Below are 396 nucleotides of genomic sequence, written 5' to 3'. Positions count from 1 at the left end.
GGATGGGCCGGCTCGATTCGGGCGTGTTCGCCCTGGTGCTGCAGCAAGGAACGGGCGAGCCAGGCGCGGCGGGCCGCACCAGCGCATTGCTGTCACTGGAGTTCCAGCCACCGCCGCAGGCCGCGCTCTATGGCCGCGAGTGGATGCAGCAGGCGGCGATGCGGGCCGACCCCTGGCTGCAGATGGCGGCGCTGCAGGCGGGTGGATGGCGTCCGGAGGACGAGGAAGCGGAGGCCGCCGCACGCCGGGGCGCACTGCCGGCCTGCGACCAGCCGGGCTGCCCCTACGAGGGCCGCGCGCCCTGCGGGCAGCCCTTCTGCCTGGCACTGCGCGTCGAGCCCCGCCGCCCGGCCTGACCGGTGCTTTTGCCATGCCATAGAAAAAAGCCGCCAGGCC

General features: G+C 74.0%; 1 protein-coding gene. It reads left to right on the top strand.

The window, feature by feature from the left end; genetic code table 11:
- Window positions 1-356 (top strand): hypothetical protein (locus tag AC066S_RS39885; RefSeq protein WP_478272078.1); only part of this gene is annotated, 356 nt, incomplete at its 5' end.
- Between the last annotated feature and the right edge of the window lie 40 nt (window positions 357-396).

It is taken from the genome of Bradyrhizobium sp. CFUWI (genome assembly GCF_056429085.1).
The sequence above is the reverse complement of the archived record's forward strand: the minus strand, read 5'-3'. Positions and strand labels throughout refer to the sequence as shown.